The organism is Methylobrevis pamukkalensis, assembly GCF_001720135.1.
Classification (GTDB): domain Bacteria; phylum Pseudomonadota; class Alphaproteobacteria; order Rhizobiales; family Pleomorphomonadaceae; genus Methylobrevis; species Methylobrevis pamukkalensis.
Genome location: NZ_MCRJ01000110.1, coordinates 1 through 14708, shown reverse-complemented (window position 1 = coordinate 14708; position 14708 = coordinate 1). Strand labels below are relative to the sequence as shown.

General features: G+C 69.5%; 14 protein-coding genes and 3 pseudogenes. 6 read left to right on the top strand and 11 right to left on the bottom strand.

The window, feature by feature from the left end; all coding sequences use genetic code 11:
- Both A6302_RS24740 and A6302_RS16195 read left to right on the top strand, forming a co-directional pair.
- On the top strand, nucleotides 1-96 hold a 96-nt coding region (locus A6302_RS24740; RefSeq protein WP_141703858.1), incomplete at its 5' end, for a S1 domain-containing protein.
- A gap of 162 nt (nucleotides 97-258) precedes the next feature.
- Nucleotides 259-486, top strand: coding sequence for a hypothetical protein (locus A6302_RS16195; protein ID WP_069307912.1), 228 nt, complete (start codon nucleotides 259-261; stop codon nucleotides 484-486).
- A 67-nt stretch (nucleotides 487-553) separates the two neighbouring features.
- On the opposite strand, the gene A6302_RS16190 is transcribed toward A6302_RS16195, so the two are convergent.
- The 4 genes from A6302_RS16190 to A6302_RS16175 form a co-directional block, all read right to left on the bottom strand.
- On the bottom strand, nucleotides 554-1030 hold the full coding sequence (locus tag A6302_RS16190; RefSeq protein ID WP_069307908.1) for a DUF1178 family protein: 477 nt from the start codon (nucleotides 1028-1030) through the stop codon (nucleotides 554-556).
- Nucleotides 1027-1875 carry a carbon-nitrogen hydrolase family protein gene (locus A6302_RS16185; RefSeq protein ID WP_069307907.1) on the bottom strand — a complete coding sequence of 283 codons (849 nt, stop codon included), beginning with the start codon at nucleotides 1873-1875 and terminating at the stop codon, nucleotides 1027-1029. Before A6302_RS16185 ends, A6302_RS16190 begins: the two co-directional genes overlap by 4 nt.
- Nucleotides 1876-1903: 28 nt before the next feature.
- On the bottom strand, nucleotides 1904-2158 hold the full coding sequence (gene grxC / locus A6302_RS16180; RefSeq protein WP_069307911.1) for a glutaredoxin 3: 255 nt from the start codon (nucleotides 2156-2158) through the stop codon (nucleotides 1904-1906).
- A gap of 70 nt (nucleotides 2159-2228) precedes the next feature.
- Nucleotides 2229-3047 (bottom strand): ComF family protein, encoded by an 819-nt coding sequence (locus A6302_RS16175; RefSeq protein ID WP_083255837.1) that lies wholly within the window; start codon nucleotides 3045-3047, stop codon nucleotides 2229-2231.
- Nucleotides 3048-3223: 176 nt separating this feature from the next.
- On the opposite strand from A6302_RS16175, the gene A6302_RS16170 reads away from it, so the two are divergent.
- Complete coding sequence (locus A6302_RS16170) at nucleotides 3224-4114, top strand: methyltransferase domain-containing protein (RefSeq protein WP_069307906.1); 891 nt, start codon at nucleotides 3224-3226, stop codon at nucleotides 4112-4114.
- A 35-nt stretch (nucleotides 4115-4149) separates the two neighbouring features.
- On the opposite strand, the gene A6302_RS16165 is transcribed toward A6302_RS16170, so the two are convergent.
- The 6 genes and pseudogenes from A6302_RS16165 to A6302_RS25870 form a co-directional block, all read right to left on the bottom strand.
- Nucleotides 4150-4371 (bottom strand): Flp family type IVb pilin, encoded by a 222-nt coding sequence (locus A6302_RS16165; RefSeq protein WP_069307905.1) that lies wholly within the window; start codon nucleotides 4369-4371, stop codon nucleotides 4150-4152.
- Nucleotides 4372-4459: 88 nt separating this feature from the next.
- Nucleotides 4460-4861, bottom strand: a complete 402-nt coding sequence (gene mutT, locus A6302_RS16160) for an 8-oxo-dGTP diphosphatase MutT (RefSeq protein ID WP_069307904.1) — start codon at nucleotides 4859-4861, stop codon at nucleotides 4460-4462.
- The gene (locus tag A6302_RS16155; protein ID WP_069307903.1) at nucleotides 4858-5652 is read right to left on the bottom strand and encodes a GNAT family N-acetyltransferase; all 795 of its coding nucleotides are present in this window, start codon (nucleotides 5650-5652) and stop codon (nucleotides 4858-4860) included. Before A6302_RS16155 ends, mutT begins: the two co-directional genes overlap by 4 nt.
- A gap of 5 nt (nucleotides 5653-5657) precedes the next feature.
- Nucleotides 5658-6892 (bottom strand): annotated as a pseudogene (gene argJ / locus A6302_RS16150) (bifunctional glutamate N-acetyltransferase/amino-acid acetyltransferase ArgJ).
- 184 nt (nucleotides 6893-7076) lie between these two features.
- Nucleotides 7077-7800 (bottom strand): annotated as a pseudogene (gene aqpZ / locus A6302_RS16145) (aquaporin Z).
- 130 nt (nucleotides 7801-7930) lie between these two features.
- Nucleotides 7931-8335, bottom strand: coding sequence for a hypothetical protein (locus A6302_RS25870; RefSeq protein ID WP_342586293.1), 405 nt, complete (start codon nucleotides 8333-8335; stop codon nucleotides 7931-7933).
- 124 nt (nucleotides 8336-8459) lie between these two features.
- Here A6302_RS25870 and A6302_RS16135 point away from each other — a divergent pair, with 124 nt between their 5' ends.
- Nucleotides 8460-9092, top strand: coding sequence for a TetR/AcrR family transcriptional regulator (locus A6302_RS16135; protein ID WP_069307902.1), 633 nt, complete (start codon nucleotides 8460-8462; stop codon nucleotides 9090-9092).
- Between the two features lie 95 nt (nucleotides 9093-9187).
- On the opposite strand, the gene A6302_RS16130 is transcribed toward A6302_RS16135, so the two are convergent.
- Nucleotides 9188-10099, bottom strand: coding sequence for a peptidylprolyl isomerase (locus A6302_RS16130; protein WP_069307901.1), 912 nt, complete (start codon nucleotides 10097-10099; stop codon nucleotides 9188-9190).
- 424 nt (nucleotides 10100-10523) lie between these two features.
- Here A6302_RS16130 and secA point away from each other — a divergent pair, with 424 nt between their 5' ends.
- Nucleotides 10524-13304: a preprotein translocase subunit SecA gene (gene secA, locus A6302_RS16125; protein ID WP_069307900.1), complete on the top strand. Its 2781-nt coding sequence runs from the start codon at nucleotides 10524-10526 to the stop codon at nucleotides 13302-13304.
- 171 nt (nucleotides 13305-13475) lie between these two features.
- Nucleotides 13476-14687, top strand: a pseudogene (locus A6302_RS16120) (argininosuccinate synthase).
- Nucleotides 14688-14708 lie beyond the last annotated feature (21 nt).

The window sequence follows — 14708 nt, the reverse complement described above, 5'->3', positions numbered from 1 at the left end:
ATGTCGTCGCTCTCCGACGGCCAGAAGGTCAGCTTCGAAATCGAAGCCGATCGCCGCACGGGCCGCTCCAGCGCGACCAACCTCAAGGCCGCCTGAGCGGTCTGACCTTTCTCCGGCCGGGGCTCCCCGGCCGGGGATTTCATCGACGGGCCAGCCGTCGATTCCGGGCCCGAACGCCTTTTCCAGGCCTCGCCCGATGCGATGCCGGTCCCGCGTGCGACCGCCGCCCCCCAGATCCTTTCCCACGAGACCACGATCATGGCCCGCAAGCCCAGCTCCCGAGCCGATCACGTGCTCTTCGACGTCGTCTACGAAGACGGGACGCGCAAGTCCAACCGCCGCGTGCCGGCCGACATCCTCGGCGGCCTTGACGGCGACGAGCCGGCCCGCGCCGAGATCCAGGCCCAGGACCGCGAGATCGCCGAACGCTCCGGCATGCCCCCGCTCGAGATCAAGAGCCTGAAGCGCTCCGGCGCCAAGGGCTGACCGGCCGCGCCACGCGCCGCCCTTTCCGTCGCCCTGTTCCACCTGCCGATGACGTCAACGAGCCGTCTCAGTTGCGCTCGTCCGGCAGCACCGGCAGCGGCAGCACCTCGATCCCCTCGTCCCGGAGACCGCGTACGTCGTCGGCGCTTGCCGCGCCGAAGATGCCGCGTGCCGGCGCCTCGCCATAGTGGATGCGCCGCGCCTCCTCGGGAAAACGCTTGCCGACGTCCTCGGCATGTTCCGTGATCCTCGATTTCAGTTCCCGCAACGCCGCGACCAGTTCCGGCGGCCGGTTGTCGAGGCCCCGCGCAGGCGGCTCCGCCCCCGCGCCCTCGGTCGCAGGCGGCTCCGCCATGGCCACGACCGGCCGGGCGTCCTCGCGCGTCACCACCCTCGGCGCCATCAGCGCCTTGCGCACATGTGGCGATCCGCAATGGGTGCAGGCCAGCAGGCCGCGCGCCTCCTGACTGTCGAAATCCGCCGACGAGCGGAACCAGCCCTCGAACCCGTGCCCCTCGATGCAGACCAGCGCGTAGCGGATCATGCCGACCCACCTTCCGGGACGCCCGGCGCCGCGAACGCCCGCTCGTTGGCCAGCGAGGGCACCCGGCCGCGGATGGTCGCGACCATCTCCGGGTCGATGTCGGCCACGATCATCCCCGGCGCGTCGCCCGCCGCTTCGCCAAGCACCTTGCCCCACGGATCGACGATCAGGCTGTGGCCATAGGTCTCGCGGCCGTCCTCGTGGCGCCCGCCCTGCGCCGCCGTCACCACATAGGCGCCGTTCTCGATCGCCCGGGTGCGCTGCAGGAGATGCCAGTGCGCCTCGCCGGTCTGGCGGGTGAACGCCGCCGGCGCGGTCAGCAGCCCGGCCCCGGCCTTGGCATAGGCCCGGAACAGATGTGGGAAGCGCACGTCGTAGCAGATGGCGAGACCGGCCACGATCGGGCCGAGATCGACGGTCACCGCCGTCTCGCCGGGCTGGTAGGTCGCCGATTCCCGCCAGCTCTCGCCGTTGGCCAGATCGACGTCGAACATGTGGATCTTGTCGTAGCGCGCCGCGATCGACCCGTCCGGCGCGATCACGAAGGCCCGGTTGGCCACCCGCCCGTCGTCCGCGAGGATCGCCAGCGACCCGAGATGCAGGAAGATGCCGAGTTCGGCCGCCACCTCGCGCAGGCGGGCAAGGAAGGCGTCGTCCTCCTCGCGGCCGATCCGCTCCATCAGTTCCGCGCGCGAGCGCACCAGAAGATTGGTCATCTCCGGGGTCTGGACATAGGCCGCGCCGGCGCCGGCCGCCTCGCGCACCAGCGCCTCCGTGGCGACCAGATTGGCGGCGGGCTCGCGGCCCGAGCGAAGCTGCACGCAGGCAACGCGAAAGAGGCTCATGGATGTCAACTCTCCGGTGGCGGCGGGCTCAGGACGCCAGCAGCGCGTCGAGCCGGCCGGCGCGCTCCAGCGCATAGAGGTCGTCGCAGCCGCCGACATGGGTGGCGCCGATGAACACCTGCGGGAAGGTGCTGCGGCCCGAGCGCTGGATCATCTCGGCGCGAGCGGCGGGACGTTCCGTGGCGTTGTGTTCGGCGTAGGTCACGCCCTTGCCGTCGAGCAGCGCCTTGGCCCGCGCGCAGAAGCCGCAGAAGTCCCGGGTGTAGATCACGACGTCAGCCATCAAGCGTCCCCGCGTGTGCGCCGGCTCCATGCCGCCACACTGCAAAAGCCCTTGTTCCATCCTGATATAGTCACGAAGTCCCGGCGGCGACAACCCGCGCGAAGACGAGCACGTCGACACGGGCGGCCTTGCCGCGGCGCAGGATGCGGGTGACGCTCTCCACCGTCGCCCCCGTGGTGTAGACGTCGTCGACCAGCAGCACGCGCCGGCCGGCCACCGCCTCGGGGCGGGCCAGCGCGAAGGCGCCGCGCATGTTGTCGAGCCGCTCGCGGCGCTCCAGCCCGACCTGTCGCCGGGTGCGCCGCACGCGCCGCAACCCATCCGGCAGGACCGCAACTCCCGCCGCCCTGCCGATCTCGGCGCCGAGCAGCGCCGCCTGGTTGAAACGCCGCTGCCAGAGGCGGAAGGGATGCAGCGGCACCGGCACGATCACGTCGGCGTCGGCCAGCAGATCCCGGCCGGCGCGGGCCATCAGCCCGCCCATCATCGGGGCAAGGTCGGTGCGGTCGCGGTATTTGAGATCATGGACGAGGTCGCGCGCCCCGCCGTCGAAGATCGCCACCGCCCGCAGCCGGTCGAACACCGGCGGGTCGGCGATCGCCGGCGCCGACAGGGCCCCTGCGCCGAGATCATAGGGAAACGGCGTGCCGAGCCGCTCGCAATAGGGTCGCTCGATGAAGCGGATCTGCCCCCAGCAGGCCGGGCACAGACCGCCGACGCTGGCCGTCAGGCTGCGGCAGAGCGGGCAGGACGGCGGCAGCGCCATGTCGACGAGGCCGGAGACCAGGCCGCGGGCTCCGCGGCGCGCAAGCCCGATGAGACGGCGGCCGAGGTCGTCCGCCGGCGGCTCTCCCCCGTCAGGCCCGTCCGCCGCGGGCAGGCCCGCCATCCGCCAGATCATCGACGCCCCCCTCGCCGTTCCGAACCAGAGTGCGGCCGGCCGGACCGCAAGACAAGATCGGCCCTGCAAGGCAGTGCGCGTTTGACCCGTGCCGCTCCCCGGCCCATATAGCCGCGAGCCGCGGCGCACCGCCCGCGCCGGCCGCCTGCCATGGACCCTTGCCGATGACCGACGCCCCGCGCCTGTTCGACCGCCGCACCGTCGCCGCCCGCCGGCGCCGGGCGATCGCGCGCGGTCGGCCCGAAGACGCCTTCCTCGTCGACATCGTTGCGGCCGATGTTGCCGAGCGGCTGGCGACGGTCTCGCGCGAATTTCCGACCGCGCTGGCGATCGGCGGCCCGACCGACGCGCTCGCCCGGGCCGTGGCCGACAGCGGACGGAGCCACCGGGTGCTGCGCGCCGACCTGTTTGCGGCAGGCCCGGACGGCGCTCACCCCGCCGATCTCGTGGTCGACGACGAGGTGCTGCCGCTGGCGCCCGCCAGCGTCGACCTGGTCGTCTCGGCGCTCACCCTGCAGTGGGCCAATGATCTTCCAGGCGCGCTGGTGCAGATCCGCCGCGCGCTGAAGCCCGACGGCCTGTTCCTCGGCGTGCTCGTCGGCGGCGACAGCCTGACCGAACTGCGCGACGCGATGGCCGCCGCCGAGATCGAACTGACGGGCGGCGTCAGCCCGCGCGTAGCCCCGATGGGCGAGGTGCGCGACATGGGCGCGCTGCTGCAACGCGCCGGCTTCGCCCTGCCGGTCGCCGACCAGGACCGGCTGACGCTGCGCTACGCGACGCCGCTGCATCTGATGCGGGAACTGCATGTCCTCGGCGCCGGAAATGCCCTCGCCGAACGCCGGCGCGGACTCACGCCGCCGGCGCTGATCGGCCGGGCAGCCGAGATCTATGCGGAGCGGTTTTCCGATCCGGACGGCCGGGTGCGGGCGACGGTGACGCTGGTGTCGCTCTCCGGATGGGCGCCGCACGAGAGCCAGCAGAAGCCGCTGCGGCCGGGTACGGCGAAGACGCGGCTTGCCGATGCGCTGAAGACGACGGAAATCAAGATCTGAGGACGAGGACGCGTCGGGTCAGGCGGCCGGTCTGCTCAGTTCGAGCCGGGCGTGTTCTCGGCCATGTTGCTGGACACCACCTCGAACAGGTTGTTCAGCACGGATTCGCCGAACAGCGCGATCGACAGGATGAAGACCGCGATCATCGTGGCGAGAATGCCGTATTCGATGGCGACGGCGGCCCGGGTGTCGGCGAGAAACGATGCGACCAGCCTGGTGCTGCCGCGCCGGAGCGCCTCCGAGTTCCGCTTCTCCATCGCCCACGCCTTCCCTGCGCTTCTTGCGGCCGTTCCGACTGGATGGCTGTCCGTTGGACACGCTCCGACGGCGCCGGAGCACATGCCGTCACAGGAGGTCGACGAGGTGGGGGATCAGGGGCTCGTCGGCGGGGGGCATCGGATAGGATCTCAGATCCCGGGCCTTGACCCACTTGACGGCCTGTCCCTCGCGTCCCGAGACGAAGCCCTGCCAGCGACGACAGACGTAGAGTGGCATCAAAAGATGAAAGGTTTCGTAATCGAAACTGGCAAAGGTCAGGGGTGCGAGACAGGGTTTCTCGACCGTGATTCCGAGTTCCTCGGCAAGCTCGCGCACCAGCGCATCCTCCGGGCTCTCGCCCGGATCGACCTTGCCGCCGGGAAACTCCCACAGGCCCGCGAGCGCCTTGCCCTCCGGCCGCTGCGAGATCAGCACCCGGTTGTCGACGTCGACGAGCGCGCAGGCCACGACGAGCAGCAGCGTCTTCATGCCTGGCCTCCCGTGTGCGAACCGAGCCGGCTCTCGTCCGCCAGCGACATCGGCGGCACCAGATAGTCGTAGCCGTACACCGGTTGAAAGCCCATCGACCGATAGAGGCCGAGCGCCGCGTCGTTGTCGGCCATGACCTGGAGATAGGCCCGCCGCGCGCCGAGCGTGCGCGCCCGCGCCAGCATGGCCGACATCAGCCGCCGGCCGTAGCCCTGCCGGCGGCAGTGCGGAGCCACGGCCAGATCGAAGATGCCGGCCAGATCGTCCTCGACCACCACCGATCCGGCGGCCACGATCTCGCCGTCGCGGCGCAGCGCGAGGTCGAGGCTCGGCACCAGCACCCGCGCGCCGAGCGCCTCCACCCCCGCCCAGTCGAGATCGGGCCGGCCCGACAGGGCGGCGACCGCGCGGGCGAAGTCGGCGGGGTTGGTCTCCACCGCGGGATCCTCGTCGAAGGTTGCCTGCTGCAGGTCGAGGATCTCGACGGTGGCCGCGTCGAAGCCTGCGGCGCCGGCCAGCTCGATCCGTTCGCCGAGCGAGACCGGCGTCAGCGGCGTGCGGCGCAGACAGGGCTGCTGCCCGCGCGAGGCGATCAGCGTGAAGGCATGCATCATCCGCGCATGCATGTTGCGGTCGTCAGCCGGATCGAGACAGGTCAGCGAATTCAGCCGCTTGGCAGGATGGCCGGGCGTCACCCGCGTCAGCCAGCTGCCGTCGATGACGAGAAAGGCCGCCGGCCGCGCATTGAGCGCCGCGCATTCCAGCCGGCGCACGAGATCGACCGCCGCCATGCCGGTCAGCTCCTGTAGTCGCCGTTGATCGCGACATATTCCTTGGTGAGGTCGCAGGTCCAGACCGTTGCGCGGCCGGTCCCGAGGCCGAGCGCGACGCGCACCGGAATGTGCTCGCGCTCCATCACCGCCGTCGCCGCCGCCTCCGAATAGGCCGGATCGCGCGCGCCTTCCACGGCGACCCGCACGTCGCCGAACCAGATCGACAGCAGGTCGCGGTCGGCCGGCTCGCCGGCCTTGCCGACAGCCATCACCACCCGGCCCCAGTTGGCGTCCTCGCCGGCGACCGCGGTCTTCACCAGCGGCGAATTGGCGATCGACAGCGCGATGCGCTTGGCGGAGGCGTCCGACACCGCGCCCTCGACCGTGACCTCGACGAACTTGCGCGCGCCCTCCCCGTCCTTCACCACCTGGTGGGCAAGATCGAGCAGCACCCCGTGCAGGGCGGCGGCAAAGCCGGCCAGCCGCGGATCGGCCGGATCGGTGACCGGCACGGCGCCGGCCGCCTTGCCGGTCGCAAACAGCATCAGCGTGTCGCTGGTCGAGGTGTCGCTGTCGACGGTGATGGCGTTGAAGGTGGTGGTCACCGACGCGAGAGCAGGCTCTGGAGCACTGGGGCGGCGATCGCCGCATCGGTGAACACGAAGGACAGCATCGTCGCCATGTCCGGCGCGATCATGCCCGCGCCCTTGGCGATGCCGGAGATCACCACCGGCACGCCGCCAAGATCGACGGTCGCGGTGGCAAGCTTCGGGAAGGTGTCGGTGGTCATGATCGCCTTCGCCGGGTCGATCCACGGGCCGTCGGCAAGGCGGCCTGCGGCGCCGTCGAGCACGCCGGTGAACTTCTGCGCGTCGAGAGGCTCGCCGATCACGCCCGTGGAGGCGAGGAACACCTCTTCCGGGGCACAGCCGACCGCGGCCGCGGCGATGTCGGCGGTGATACGCACGGTCTCGCGGCCCTTGAGGCCGGTGAAGGCGTTGGCATTGCCGGAATTGACGACCAGCGCCCGGGCACGGCCCTGCGCCAGGTTGGCCTTGCACCATTCGACCGGTGCCGAGGGGCACTTCGACGTGGTGAAGACGCCCGCCACCGTGGTGCCCGCGCTCATCTCGAGCAGCAGCACGTCGGTGCGGCCCTTGTACTTGATGCCCGCCTCGGCGGTGGCAAAGCGCACGCCGGCGACGACGGGCATCTCGGGAACGGACTTGGGCGCGAGCGGCGAGACGGCGGTGGACATGGCGGGAACGGCTCCGAAGCGGACACGAGACCTTCCCAGTGCCGCAGGAGCGCCGCGCGCGCAAGCTCTTTGCCGCGGGCCGTGGTTCAGGCCCGCGGATCGGACCCGTCGATCCCGAACGACGGGCGACGGGGGAGCGGTCCCGCGCCGTTGCACGCTGGCCGCTCGCCCTCGTCCGCTGCCGTCAGGCTGCGGTGGGCGCGAGACCGTCGGGCGTGGCCGCGGGCTCGGCGCCGAGCAGCGTCTTCCAGACATAGCCGCCAAGTGCGGCGCGGCGAGCGGCGCCAGCCAGAACAGCCACAGCTGCGCCATGGCGCCGCCGCCGGCAAACAGCGCCACGGCGGTGGAGCGCGCCGGATTGACCGACGTGTTGGTGACCGGGATGACACGAGGTGGATCAGCGTCAGGCACAGGCCGATGGCGATCGGCGCAAATCCGGCCGGCACGCCCTTCGCCGTCGATCCGAGGATGACGATCAGGAAGAAGGCCGTGAGCACCACCTCGGCGACGAGACAGGCGAGCAGGCCGTATTTGCCGGGCGACAGGTCACCGTAGCCGTTGGAGGCGAAACCGCCGGCGACGAAGCCCGGCGCGCCCGAGGCGATGACGTAGAGAACACCGGCGGCGGCAAACCCGCCGAGAACCTGCGCAACCCAGTAGGGAAGGAGGTCGGCGCGGTTGAACCGGCCGGCGACGGCAAGGCCCAGCGAGACCGCCGGTTTGAAGTGGCCGCCGGAAATGCCGCCGACCGCATAGGCCATGGTCAAGACGGTCAGGCCGAAGGCGAGCGCCACGCCGGCAAAGCCGATGCCGAGCGCCGGATAGCCGGCGGCGAGAACCGCGCTGCCGCAGCCACCGAAGACGAGCCAGAACGTCCCGAAGAATTCAGCTGCAAGCTTCCTGTTCATGATGGATCTCCCCCACAGAGAATGGGGGGATCATACGCCCGATCCTTCACCGAGGCGAGCCGATCGATCGGTCAAGCCACCGTTCCGGGCCTGTGGGTGAAAGATCGAGGAAAGGGAGCGAATGCGGCCGTCAGCTCGGCACGTTCAGGAAGCGGCGAAAACGGCTCTGCAGGGTCGGGATCAGGCCGAACACCATGATGCCCACCATGATCGGGGCGATCACCAGCGTGCGCTGCCAGGTCGCCCAGCCGTCGGTGAGCGGCAGCACCACGTAGAGCAGCGTGGTGATGATCGGATAGACGCCCGCCAGCACCAGAGACGCAAAGCGCAGACGCGAGAACCGCGTCCCGCCCTCGGCGGCGGCAACCGGCGGAACGGACGGTGCGACGACGGCAAGCCGGGCGGCGGGCTGGCCTTCGGCCTGGCCCGTCTGCTGGGTGGGGGTCCGGCCGTCCTGGACGCCGGCCACGATCGTCGGCGCGTCGACCGGCGATGCGGCAAGAGGGCGAAGAGCGGCATGGCGCAGGGCGGACATCGACGGCAACTCCAGAACGACATGGCCAGAACGATACGGGCCGTTTCGTTATATAGAACGAGCCGTTTCGTTCCGTCAAGCACTCTGCTACAGTCGAGACCGACCGATAACGGAGGTGTGATCGATGGACGAACAGGATGGGGCGCAGACGCCGGACCCCGCGGACGACGACGTCTGCGCGGGCCGGCGGTCCATCGGCGCAAGGCGCAGCTCGGCGAGTTCCGAGGCGATCCTGGAGGCGGCCGAGGCCCTGCTGCTGGAAGCCGGCTATGGCGGCTTCTCGATCGAGGCGGTGGCGCGGCGGGCGCGGGCCGGCAAGCCGACGATCTACCGCTGGTGGCCGTCCAAGGCCGCCCTCCTGCTCGACGTCTACCACCGCCAGAAGGACGAGCCGGCGCCCGATCCCGCGGCGAGCCTTGAAGACGAACTCGTCACCTTCGTCGTCCACCTGCTGCGCTTCTGGAGCACCGGGGCCTCCGGCGACACCTTCCGGGCGATCGTCGCCGAGGCCCAGTCGGACCCGGAGGCCCGCCGCGCGCTCAAGGCCTACATCGATTCCCGGCGCCAGCTGTTCGTCGAACGGGTCGCCTGCCGCAAGGCGGCGGGCACCGTGCCGGCGACGCTCGACGCCGACCTCGTCTGGGAGAGCGTGATCGGTCTGGCCTGGCGCCGGCTGCTGTCCTTCGAGCTTGCCGTCGACGCGGACCGCCTGCGCCGGCTGGTGCGCGCGCTTCTCGCCGGCCTTGCCGAAGCCTGAGCGGAAACCCGCGACACGCGCCGAGGCCCGCGAGAAACGGCAACGGGCCGGACGCAGGACGTCCGGCCCGTCGATCTGATCTGCGTCGGTGAGGATTACGGCGCGGGCGCCGGCACCGGCGTGGCGCCGTCGGCCGGGGCAGCGCCCTCGGCCGGGGCAGCGCCCTCGGCCGGGGCAGCGTCCAGGCGCTCGACCTTCGCGTCGGCCTTGAGCTTGGCCATCACCTCGCCGAAGCGCTCGCGCGCGACGACCTGACGCACCTGCTCCTCGACCTCCTCGAAGGTCGGCACCGGCTGGCTGCGCTTCTCTTCCACCTTGATGACGTGGAAGCCGAACTGGCTCTGCACCGGCTCCTTGGTGTAGCTGCCCGGCTCGAGCGCGAAGGCCGCCGTCTCGAATTCCGGCACCATCTGGCCCTTGGTGAAGAAGCCGAGATCGCCGCCGTTGGCCTTGGAACCGTCGAGCGAGGATTCGCCCGCAAGCTTGGCGAAGTCCTCGCCGGCGTCGAGCTTGCCGATCAGCGCCTTCGCCTCGTCCGCGGTCTTCACCAGGATGTGACGGGCGTGGATTTCCTCCGGCGGGGCGTAGCCGGCGACGTCCTTGTCGTAACGCGCCTTGAGATCGGCCTCGGACACCTCGTCCTGGACCTTTTCCACATAGGCGTTGCGCAGCGCCTGATTGCGCATGAAACCGAGGCGTGCCTCGAAGTCCGGGGTCTTGTCGAGCCCCTCGCCTTCGGCAGCGCTCGCCAGAAGATGCATGTCGATCAGCACGTCGACGAGAATGCCCTGCTGGGCGGTTTCCGGCACCTGGGCCAGCTGCTCGGCGAAGGCCTCCTTGGCGAGGTCGACCTCGCCGACGGTGACCTTCTGGCCGTTGACCGTCGCGAGGATCTTGCCCGGATCGTCGGCGGCGGCTGCGGGCAGCGCGATCCCGGCGAGCAGCGCGGCGAGCACTGCGGGGCGGATGAGACGGCGCGTGGCACCGGCGAATGTGATCTTGGTCATCTGGCTTGTTGCTTCCTCTCGAACGATCCCGCCCGACATCATCCGGCGTCGGCGACGCCGAAGCTCCCTGCGATCCGAGCCTATAGCGCGCCGGCGGTTGGCGAGGAAGAGGCAAGGCCGGCCGGGTTGCCGGAAGCGGCGGAAATCCCGGCGACGTTGACATTGCCGGGCGCGCGCCATATCTCCGGAGCGGCCGGTCGAACGGGAACCTTTCTTATTGGAACCCGACAATCGGGCGTAAAAGCGGTCGGCACTCGGCGACATGACTTCGGAGGATCTCCGAAGGTGGCGCCGCCGGCCACCGGCGCTCGCGACCGCCGGAGCACGCCCGTCCCGGCTGCTTCATGAAATTCTAGAGATCAGGCCGAAGTGGCGCCCGAAGGGATGCGGCCCGCTTGCAGAGCCTATGAGGGAAAGGTCCGCCATGGTCGGCCTCGGAACGCTGGCGCGCAAGATCTTCGGTTCGGCCAATGACCGCCGCGTCAAGGCCTATCGGCCGCAGGTGGCCGCCATCAATGCCCTCGAGGAAGAGACGAAGGCGCTCTCCGACGAGGCCCTGCGCGGGCGCACCGCCGAATTCCGCGAACGGCTCGCGAGCGGCGAGAAGCTCGAGGATCTGCTCGTTCCCGCGTTTGCCACCGTGCGCGAGGCGGCGCGTCGCACGCTCGGCCAGCGGCATTATGACGTGCAGCTGATCGGCGGCATGGTGCTCAACGAGGGCGGCATCGCCGAGATGAAGACCGGCGAGGGCAAGACCCTCGTCGCGACCCTGTCGGTCTATCTCAACGCCCTGCCCGGCAAGGGCGTCCACGTCGTCACCGTCAACGACTATCTCGCCCGGCGCGACGCCGAGCTGATGAGCCGGATCTACGGCTTCCTCGGCCTCACCACCGGCGTGATCGTCCACGGCCTCTCCGACGAGGAGCGCCGCGCGGCCTATGCCTGCGACGTGGTCTACGCGACCAACAACGAGCTCGGCTTCGACTACCTGCGCGACAACATGAAATACGAGCGCGGCCAGATGGTCCAGCGCGGCCATGCCTATGCGATCGTCGACGAGGTCGACTCGATCCTGGTCGACGAGGCCCGCACGCCGCTGATCATCTCCGGCCCGGTGGAGGACCGTTCGGACCTCTACACCACCATCGACAGGTTCATCCCGGCGGTCACCCCGGCCGACTTCGACCTCGACGAGAAGCAGCGCTCGGTGAGCTTCACCGAGGAGGGCACCGAGAAGCTGGAGAACCTTCTCGCCGCCGCCGGCCTGCTCAAGGGCGCCTCGCTCTACGACATCGAGAATGTCTCGATCGTCCACCATCTCAATCAGGCGCTGCGCGCCCACAAGCTGTTCCAGCGCGACAAGGACTATATCGTCAAGGACGGCGAGGTCGTCATCATCGACGAGTTCACCGGCCGCATGATGCCGGGCCGCCGCTACTCGGAGGGCCTGCACCAGGCGCTCGAGGCCAAGGAACGGGTGAAGATCCAGCCGGAGAACCAGACCTTCGCCTCGATCACCTTCCAGAACTATTTCCGCATGTACGGCAAGCTTGCCGGCATGACGGGCACGGCCGCGACCGAGGCCGACGAGTTCATGGACATCTACGGCCTCGAGGTCGTCGAGATCCCGACCAACGTCGCCGTCGCCCGTATCGACGACGACGACGAGGTCTACCGGACCGTCCAGGAAAAATACAACGCCATCGTCGAGACGATCCGCGAGGCCAAGACCCGTAGCCAGCCGGTGCTCGTCGGCACGACCTCGATCGAGAAGTCGGAAATGCTGGCGACGATGCTCACCCGCGCCGGCTTCCGCCAGGCCGACTTCAACGTCCTGTTCGACGGCGACGAGGGCTCCACGACCGAACTCGTGTTCCAGGTCCTGAACGCCCGCTACCACGAGCAGGAAGCCTACATCATCAGCCAGGCCGGCGTGCCCGGCGCGGTGACGATCGCCACCAACATGGCCGGCCGCGGCACCGACATCCAGCTCGGCGGCAACGCCGACATGCGCATCGAGCGCGAGCTCGGCGCCATGCCGGCAGGTCCCGAGCGCGCCGCCGCCGAGGCGAAGATCCGCGAGGACATCGCCCGTCTCAAGCGCAAGGCGCTGGAGGCCGGCGGCCTGTTCGTGATCGGCACCGAGCGACACGAGAGCCGGCGCATCGACAACCAGTTGCGCGGCCGCTCCGGCCGCCAGGGCGACCCCGGCCATTCGCGCTTCTACCTGTCGCTCCAGGACGACCTGATGCGCATCTTCGGCTCCGACCGCATGGACGGCATGCTGCAGAAGCTGGGTCTGAAGGAAGGCGAGTCGATCGTCCATCCGTGGATCAACAAGGCGCTGGAGAAGGCGCAGCAGAAGGTCGAGGCGCGCAACTTCGACATCCGCAAGAATCTGCTCAAATACGACGACGTGATGAACGACCAGCGCAAGGTCATCTTCGAGCAGCGCATCGAGCTGATGACCGAGGAGAGCGTCGAGGACACCGTGCGCGACATGCGCCACGATGTCGTCGCCGAGATGGTGGCCCGGTTCATTCCCGAAAACGCCTATGCCGAGCAGTGGGACACCGCCGGCCTTGCCGCCGCCGTCCGCGAACAGCTCAACCTCGACCTGCCGGTCGAGGACTGGGCCAAGGAAGAGGGCATCGCCGACGAGGAGATGCGCGAGCGTCTCACCAACGCGGCCGACGAGGCCTATGCCGAGCGCGAGACCCGCTTCTCGTCCGAACTGCTGCGCCACATCGAGAAGGCCGTCCTGCTCCAGACCCTCGACCATCTCTGGCGCGAGCATCTGGCGGCGCTCGACGCGCTGCGCTCGGTGATCGGCTTCCGCGGCTATGCCCAGCGCGACCCGCTGCAGGAATACCGCACCGAGGCCTTCACCCTGTTCGAAGCCCTGCTCAACAACCTGCGCCAGGCCGTCACCACCCAGCTGATGCGGGTGGAACTCGCCGAGCGCCCGGCGGAGCCCGAGCCGCTCGACGAGCGGATGATCCAGGCCCATCACATCGACCCGCTCACCGGCGAGGACGAGATGGCGCTGGCCGACGCGGCGGTGGCCCGCGGCGAGGCCGCCGGCCGGTTCAGTGCCACGCCCGTGGCCGCCGATGCCGCCGCCTTCGCCCGCGCCGGCCGCAACGACCCCTGCCCCTGCGGGTCGGGCAAGAAGTTCAAGCACTGCCACGGCGCACTGGTCTGACCGACCGGACGTGACGTGTGGGCCGTTTCCACCCCTCCCCTTCAAGGGGAGGGGTTTTTCATGCCCGCCGCGTGCCCCGCAGCGCTTGCGCGCGCGCACCGGATTGCTTAATCCCTCAGCCGACCCTTTCCAGCCAGACCGCCACCGGCGGCCGCATTTTCCGGAGTTCCCATGTCCGCCAGGAGCGATATCAAGAAGGTTGTCCTCGCCTATTCGGGCGGCCTCGACACCTCGATCATCCTCAAGTGGCTGCAGACCGAGCTTGGCGCCGAGGTCGTGACCTTCACCGCCGACCTCGGCCAGGGCGAGGAACTGGAGCCGGCGCGCCGCAAGGCGGAGATGCTCGGCGTCAAGGAGATCTACGTCGAGGACGTGCGCGAGGAATTCGTCCGCGACTTCGTCTTCCCGATGTTCCGCGCCAACGCGGTCTACGAGGCGTCTACCTGCTCGGCACCTCGATCGCGCGGCCGCTGATCTCCAAGCATCTCGTCGAGATCGCGAAGAAGACCGGCGCCGACGCCATCGCCCACGGCGCCACCGGCAAGGGCAACGACCAGGTCCGCTTCGAGCTGTCGGCCTATGCGCTGAACCCGGACATCAAGATCGTCGCCCCGTGGCGGACCTGGGCCTCAAGAGCCGCACCGACCTGATCGAATTCGCCGAGCAGCACCAGATCCCGGTCGCAAGGACAAGAAGGGCGAGGCGCCCTTCTCCGTCGACGCCAACCTCCTGCACTCCTCGTCCGAAGGCAAGGTGCTCGAGGATCCGGCGGTCGAGGCGCCGAACTACGTCTACATGCGCACCATCTCGCCGGAAGAGGCGCCCGACACCCCGACGGTGATCGAGATCGGCTTTGAAAAGGGCGACGCGGTGTCGATCAACGGCGAGGCGCTGTCGCCGGCGACCCTGCTGGCGCGGCTCAACGACCTTGGCCGCGACAACGGCATCGGCCGCATCGACCTCGTCGAGAACCGCTTCGTCGGCATGAAGAGCCGCGGCGTCTACGAGACCCCCGGCGGCACGATCCTGCTCACCGCCCACCGGGCGATCGAGAGCATCACCCTCGACCGCGGCGCGTCCCATCTCAAGGACGAGCTGATGCCGCGCTATGCCGAGCTGATCTACAACGGCTTCTGGTTCTCGCCGGAACGCGAGATGCTGCAGGCGGCGATCGACCGCAGCCAGGAACACGTGGAAGGCACCGTCCGCCTCAAGCTCTACAAGGGCAACGTGATGGTGATCGGCCGCGAGAGCCCCAAGTCGCTCTACTCCGACCAGCTCGTCACCTTCGAGGACGACCAGGGCGCCTACGACCAGAAGGACGCCGCCGGCTTCATCAAGCTGAATGCGCTGCGGCTGAGGACTCTGGCAAAGCGCGGGTGAGATGCAGCGTTGTGGCCCGCT